The organism is uncultured Caldilinea sp., from assembly GCF_937128415.1.
Lineage (GTDB): Bacteria > Chloroflexota > Anaerolineae > Caldilineales > Caldilineaceae > Caldilinea.
Genome location: NZ_CAKZMJ010000025.1, coordinates 22,663 through 29,201 on the forward strand (window position 1 = coordinate 22,663; position 6,539 = coordinate 29,201).

At 63.1% G+C, this 6,539-nt stretch carries 6 protein-coding genes; all 6 read left to right on the forward strand.

Annotated elements, in window-relative coordinates; all coding sequences use genetic code 11:
• The first annotated feature begins 7 nt into the window (after window positions 1-7).
• Entirely contained in the window at window positions 8-1,642 is a 1,635-nt protein-coding gene (gene dnaX / locus Q0367_RS03205; protein ID WP_297633182.1) for a DNA polymerase III subunit gamma/tau, read from the forward strand.
• A 101-nt stretch (window positions 1,643-1,743) separates the two neighbouring features.
• Window positions 1,744-2,109: a YbaB/EbfC family nucleoid-associated protein gene (locus Q0367_RS03210; protein ID WP_297633180.1), complete on the forward strand. Its 366-nt coding sequence runs from the start codon at window positions 1,744-1,746 to the stop codon at window positions 2,107-2,109.
• Window positions 2,110-2,130: 21 nt separating this feature from the next.
• Window positions 2,131-2,736 (forward strand): recombination mediator RecR, encoded by a 606-nt coding sequence (recR, locus tag Q0367_RS03215; protein ID WP_298980928.1) that lies wholly within the window; start codon window positions 2,131-2,133, stop codon window positions 2,734-2,736.
• 41 nt (window positions 2,737-2,777) lie between these two features.
• The gene (locus Q0367_RS03220; protein WP_298980930.1) at window positions 2,778-4,454 is read left to right on the forward strand and encodes a methylmalonyl-CoA mutase; all 1,677 of its coding nucleotides are present in this window, start codon (window positions 2,778-2,780) and stop codon (window positions 4,452-4,454) included.
• A gap of 10 nt (window positions 4,455-4,464) precedes the next feature.
• Entirely contained in the window at window positions 4,465-5,502 is a 1,038-nt protein-coding gene (locus Q0367_RS03225) for an ATP-binding protein (RefSeq protein ID WP_298980932.1), read from the forward strand.
• A gap of 2 nt (window positions 5,503-5,504) precedes the next feature.
• Window positions 5,505-6,167 (forward strand): response regulator transcription factor, encoded by a 663-nt coding sequence (locus Q0367_RS03230; RefSeq protein ID WP_297633172.1) that lies wholly within the window; start codon window positions 5,505-5,507, stop codon window positions 6,165-6,167.
• Window positions 6,168-6,539 lie beyond the last annotated feature (372 nt).

Consider the following 6,539-nt stretch of genomic DNA (forward strand, 5'->3'; position numbering starts at 1 on the left):
TTCCACCATGTCCACCGCACTCTATCGCAAGTGGCGCAGCCAGACCTTCGACGAAGTCGTCGGGCAGGAGCATGTCACCCAGACGCTCAAAAATGCTCTGCGCGATGGCCGCGTGGCGCACGCCTACCTGTTCGCCGGGCCGCGCGGCACGGGCAAGACCAGCACCGCGCGCATTCTGGCCAAGGCGCTCAATTGCACCGCGCCCGAAGCGGAGCGCCCCTGCAACCGCTGCCCCACCTGCCAGGCGATCACCGAAGGCCGCATGATCGACCTGATCGAAATCGACGCCGCCTCTAACAACAGCGTCGATGACATCCGCGAGCTGCGCGACAAGGTCGGATTTCGCCCCAGCGAAGGCCGCTATAAAATCTACATCATCGACGAAGTGCACATGCTGAGCGGCAGCGCCTTCAACGCCCTGCTCAAGACGCTGGAAGAGCCGCCGCCGCACGCACGCTTTATTCTGGCCACGACGGAGCCGCACAAGATTCCCGCCACCGTCATCAGCCGCTGCCAGCGCTTCGATTTCCGACGCATCCCGGCTGCGGAAATCGCACGCCACCTGCAACACATCGTCGAGGCGGAAGGCTTCGACGCCGAGCCAGACGCGCTGCTGATGATCGCGCGCAGCGCGCAGGGCTGCATGCGCGACGCCGTCAGCCTGCTCGACCAGATGTTCAGCTTCGGCCAGGATCGCGTCACGCTGGCGCAGGTGGAGCAGGTGCTGGGCGCCGTCAACGCGCAGACGGTCGTCGAGTTCGTCGCCGCCCTCGCCGAGCGCAACACGGCCAAAGGTCTTCAGCTCATTCATCGCCTGACGCTCGACGGCGCCAGCCTGCCGGAGTTCTGCCAGCAGGTGATCGAGCACCTGCGCGGCCTGATGATGCTGCAGATGACCAACGACCCGGCCCTGCTCGACGACCTGCCCGCCGAAACCGTGCAACAGATGCAGGCGCAGGCGAAGAAGATGGACTTGACGACGACGCTCTACGCCATCAAACGCTTCAGCGCCGCCATCCACGAACTAAAGGGCGGTTTCCAACCGCAGCTTCCGCTGGAGCTGGCGCTGATCGAAGTCGTGCAAGGCGAAGCCAGAACGACAGCGCCGCCGGTTGTTCCCGAGACGCTCGCCGCTGCGAGCACGAAAGAACCGGCTGCGCCGCCAAAACTTCAACCGGCGCAGCCGGGGCCGCCAGCTGCGCCGGCCGACGCAGCTTCGCCTGCGGAGACGCCGCAGCTTCCCGACCCCGCCATGGCGGAGATGCTGCGCAAGCGCTGGAGCGAATTCCAGCGACTGGTCAAGCAACAATGCGGCGCCAAGGTGCTGGGCGCGCTCAACTCGGCCAGGGACACGGCGGTGGGCAAGTCCACCTTCGTGTTCGCCTTCACCGAGCAGTACGCCATGGTGCGCGACATGGTGGACACCCCTCAGACGCGCGAGCAGATCGGCCATATCCTGCAGCAGATGACAGGACGGCCCTTTCAGGTGGTCTTTCAGATCGGCGAGCGCGCCGTGCTGCCCAATGCGCCGACGCTCTCCGTCGAGAGCCCGCCGACGGACGCGATCGACCCGCTGGTGGAGTACGCCATTCAAGACCTCGGCGCGCAGGTGGTGCAACCGGACCGGAAGCGAGGACAATGATTCCTTCACGCGATCGTTTGTCCTGAAATAGAGAAGAACTTCAACCGGTGTTCAAGGGACGATTATCCCATGTTTTTGATCGGAGCAAAGGATAAAACAAGATGAGCAAGAAGCAACGTGGATTCGGCGGCCGCGGCGGCTTTGGCGGCGGCATGCCCAACATGAACAGCATTTTGTCGCAGGTGCAGAAGCTTCAGGAGGAGATGGAGAAGACGCAGGCCGCCCTGGCCGCAGAGGAGATCACGGTCAGCGCCGGCGGCGGCGCGGTGACGCTCGTGATCACCGGCGCGCGGGAGTTCAAAAGCCTTGCGATCAAGCCGGAGGTCGTCGATCCGGAGGACGTCGAGATGTTGCAAGACTTGCTCCTCGCCGCCATGAACGACGCATTGGCGCAGGTGAAGAAGCTCGAAGAGGAGCGCCTCGGCGGGTTGACCGGCGGCTTGGGGCTGCCGCCTGGCTTGTTCTAACCGGAGTGTTTTGAAACGCCTATGCAACCACTCGCCGAACCGGTCTCGAACCTGATCGAGGCGTTCACCCAACTGCCCGGCATCGGTCCGAAGACAGCGACCCGACTGACTTACTTCTTGCTGCGCAGCGATGAATCGGTGGCGCTTCGATTGGCGCGGGCGCTGGAAGAGCTGAAACAACGCACGCTCTTTTGCAGCGTCTGCTTCAACATCGCCGACCAGGACCCGTGCTCGATCTGCGCCAATCCCCAGCGCGATCACGGCCTGATCTGCGTCGTAGAGGAGCCGCTCGATGTGCAGGCGATCGAACGCACGCGCGAGTTCAACGGCGTTTATCATGTGCTGCACGGCGCCATCTCGCCGGTCGAAGGCATTGGACCGGAGGACTTAAAAATCGGCGAGCTGCTGCATCGCATCCAGACGAACGAGACGCCGGTGCGCGAGCTGCTCCTGGCGACCAATCCGAACCTGGAAGGCGAGGCGACGGCCATGTACATCGCCCGCCTCATCAAGCCGCTTGGCGTGCGCGTCACGCGGCTTGCCCGTGGATTGCCTGTCGGGGGCGACCTCGAATACGCCGACGAGGTGACGCTCGGGCGGGCGCTGGCCGGACGCAGCGAGATGTAGCGCAGCGCAAGGCGCATGTTGCATAGAATGGAGGGTCGAGCATGATTGCCACCGCAGGCAAGATCGAAACGCTCAAGAAAAGCTGGCAGGAGAACACGCTGGCGCCGCTGCTCAAACGCTTTGGCGAACGTAAGGAGAAGTTTACAACCAGCGACGAAGCCATGATCGTCGATACGGTGTACACGCCCGCCGCCGACGACGAGGCGTACATTGAAAAGCTCGGTTTTCCAGGCGAATACCCTTTCACGCGCGGGGTGCAGCCGAACATGTACCGGGGGCGCCTGTGGACGATGCGCCAGTACGCCGGCTTTGGCACGGCGAAAGAAAGCAACGCCCGCTACAAATTCTTGATCGAGCAGGGGCAGACCGGCCTCTCCGTCGCCTTTGACCTGCCCACCCAGATCGGCTACGACGCCGACCATCCCTTCGCCGAAGGAGAAGTCGGCAAGGTGGGCGTCTCGATCTCCAGCCTGCGCGACATGGAGACGCTGCTCGACGGCATCCCGCTCGACAAGGTCAGCATCAGCATGACGATCAACGCGCCGGCCGCCATCCTGCTGGCGATGGTGATCGCGGTCGGCAAACGCCAGGGGGTTTCCACCCACCAACTGCGCGGCACCGTGCAGAACGACATTTTGAAGGAGTACATCGCACGCGGCACCTATATCTTTCCGCCGACGCCCTCGATGCGGCTGATCACCGACATCTTCCGCTACTGCGCTACGGAAGTCCCCAAGTGGAACACCATCTCGATCAGCGGCTATCACATTCGCGAGGCAGGCAGCACCGCCGTGCAGGAGGTGGCCTTCACCCTGGCCAACGGCATCGAGTACGTGCAACAAGCCATCAACGCCGGCCTGGACGTCGACAAGTTTGCGCCGCAGCTCAGCTTCTTCTTCAATGCTCACAACAATTTCCTGGAGGAAGTGGCCAAATTCCGCGCCGCGCGGCGGCTGTGGGCGAAAATCATGCGCCATCGCTTCGGCGCGCAGAATCCGGACTCCTGGAAGCTGCGCTTCCACACGCAGACGGGCGGCAGCACGCTCACAGCCCAACAGCCGGACAACAACATCGTGCGCGTGACGATTCAGGCGCTGGCCGCCGTGTTAGGAGGGACGCAAAGCCTGCACACCAACAGCAAGGACGAGGCGCTGGCCCTGCCCACACAGAAGTCGGTCGAGATCGCCCTGCGCACCCAGCAGATCATCGCCTATGAAAGCGGGGTGGCGGACACGGTCGATCCGCTGGGCGGCTCCTACTACATCGAGTGGCTCACGGACGAAATCGAGCGCCGCGCCGAAGCGTACATCGCCCGCATCGACGAGCTGGGCGGCGCGCTGCGAGCGGTGGAGGAAGGCTACATCCAGCGTGAGATTCAGGACGCCGCCTATCGCACCCAGCGCGCCATTGAAAAGGGCGAGCAGATTGTCGTCGGCGTCAACCGCTTCCAGACCGACGAACGTCCTGAGGGCGAGCTGCTGCGCGTCGATGAGCGCGTGCGTCTGGACCAGATCGAGGCGCTGAAAAAGCTGCGCGCCGAACGCGATAACGAAGCCGTGCGCTCCGTGCTGGCGCGCATCGAGCACGCGGCGCGGGACCCGAGCGCGTCGCTGATGCCGCTCTTCATCGAAGCGGTCGAAGCTTATGCAACGCTCGGCGAAATTTGTGACGCATTGCGCGGCGTCTTCGGCGAATACACGCCGGAAAACTGGGTTTGATAGGGCGCGCGTGATTGCGAAACTTCGTCGGCGGCTGCTGCATACGCCGCTCTTCTACAAGATTCTCTGGGCCAACATCGCCATCGTGGCGCTAGGGGCGGTCGCCGGCACCATCATCACGGTCTGGCATGTCACGGCTTTCCCCGATCAAGAACACTATCCGCTCATTGCGTTGTTTGCGGGCGCCGGCGTCGTCATCAGCGTGCTGGTCAATCAGTGGGTGCTGCGCAAAGCGCTTGAACCGTTGGATCGGCTACAGACGGCGGTGGAGGCCATTCGCAGCGGCAGCCGCAATGTGCGGGTGGAGCTCGGCGACAACAGCGACGAGCGCTTCGATCGGTTGGCCGAAGCGTTCAATCAAATGCTCGAGCAAATTGAACATGACTCGCAACGGCTGCGCCAACTTTCGCATCAAATTTTGCAGGCGCAGGAGGAAGAACGGCGTCGCCTCGCGCACGAACTGCACGACGAGGCTGCGCAGTCGCTCACCTCTTTGCTGGTGCATATTCGCTTGCTTGAGCGCGCACAAAACCCTGCGGAGGCGCAGCGTCATATCCAGGAGCTGCGCGAATTGACGGCGCGCGCGTTGGAGGATGTCCGTCGCGTGGCGTTGGACCTGCGTCCCAAAATTCTGGACGATTTGGGCCTCGCCGCTGCGCTCGAGTGGCGGGTGGATGAACTCAACAAGGCCCATGGCCTCCAGGCGTCGATCACAATCGAAGGGATGGAGCGCCGCCTCCCGCGCGAGATGGAGCTGGTTTTCTATCGCATCGCGCAAGAAGCGCTTTCCAACGTCTGTCGCCATGCTCAGGCCAAAAAGGTCGCAGTCTCTCTACACAGCGATGGACGGCGCTGCATCCTGGAAGTGGTGGATGACGGCGTTGGCTTCGACGCAAGCCGCCTCGACGGTCGCAAGGGAGATGGTCTGGGGCTGATCGGCATGCGCGAGCGCATCGCCATGATCGGCGGCTCACTGGAAATTGCATCGCGGCCGGGCGCAGGCACGCGCATCAAGGCGCAAGCCCCCTGGCCGCAGACGGAAGGATGACAATGACGCAGAAAATTCGGGTCTTGTTGGTGGACGACCATATGATCGTGCGCGTTGGCCTTAAGGCGCTGATCAACGCCGAGCCGGACATGGAGGTCATCGGCGAGGCGGAAAATGGCGCCGAGGGCGTCGCCGCCGCCGTTGCGCTGCGCCCGGACGTGGTGGTGATGGACATCTCGATGCCGGTCATGGACGGTTTGGAGGCCACCCGACGCATCCGGCAGGAGCGCCCCGAAGTGCAGGTGTTGATCCTGACCGTGCATGCACATGAAAAGTATCTTTTCCCGGTTCTGAAGGCGGGAGCGGCCGGTTACGTGCTCAAATCGACTGTGGACACGGAATTGCTCGACGCCATTCGCACCGTGGCGCGCGGCGGCGCGTTTCTTTATCCTTCGGCGACGCGCATGTTGCTGGAAGATTACATTTCTCAGGTCAACAGCGGCGTTGCGCCAGACGCCTACGAAAACCTCAGCGAACGAGAACGCGAGGTGCTCAAGCTGCTGGCGCTTGGCTACACCGCCGCGCAGATCGGCGAAAAACTGGCGCTTAGCCCCAAGACCGTCGAGACCTACCGCACACGCATCATGGAAAAGCTCAACCTCAGCAGCCGCCCCGACCTGGTGCAGTACGCGCTGAAACGCGGCCTGCTCTCCGAATATACGTGACTCACCTTACGCAGTTGGCTTTATTTTTGGGAGGCTCTAAATTTAATTTTTAACCAATGCGAAGGCGCCGGCTCCCTCGTCGCTGCGGCTTGCAGCCGCAGGCCCTCACCCCCCCTCCCCCCTCTCCCAAGGCTGGGAGAGGGGGGAAGGAGCGCCGAGGATTTGGCTGACCGGGGAAGCGCCGCTACGAGCAGCGCCTACGGAATAAGGATGGTTTTCGGAGGTGCGGCTCTCAGCCGGAGGCCCTCACCCCCTGGCCCCTCTCCCAAGGCTGGGAGAGGGGGAGAAGGAGCGCCGAGGATTTGGCTGACCGGGGAAGCGCCGCTACGCGCAGCGCCTACGGAGTGATGATGGTTTTCGGAGGTGCGGCTC

Excerpts from the sequence above, each read along its gene's own strand:
- dnaX (WP_297633182.1), top strand. The coding sequence starts at position 8 with ATGTCCACCGCACTCTATCGCAAGTGGCGCAGCCAGACCTTCGACGAA.
- Q0367_RS03210 (WP_297633180.1), top strand. The coding sequence starts at position 1,744 with ATGAGCAAGAAGCAACGTGGATTCGGCGGCCGCGGCGGCTTTGGCGGC.
- recR (WP_298980928.1), top strand. The coding sequence starts at position 2,131 with ATGCAACCACTCGCCGAACCGGTCTCGAACCTGATCGAGGCGTTCACC.
- Q0367_RS03220 (WP_298980930.1), top strand. The coding sequence starts at position 2,778 with ATGATTGCCACCGCAGGCAAGATCGAAACGCTCAAGAAAAGCTGGCAG.
- Q0367_RS03230 (WP_297633172.1), top strand. The coding sequence starts at position 5,505 with ATGACGCAGAAAATTCGGGTCTTGTTGGTGGACGACCATATGATCGTG.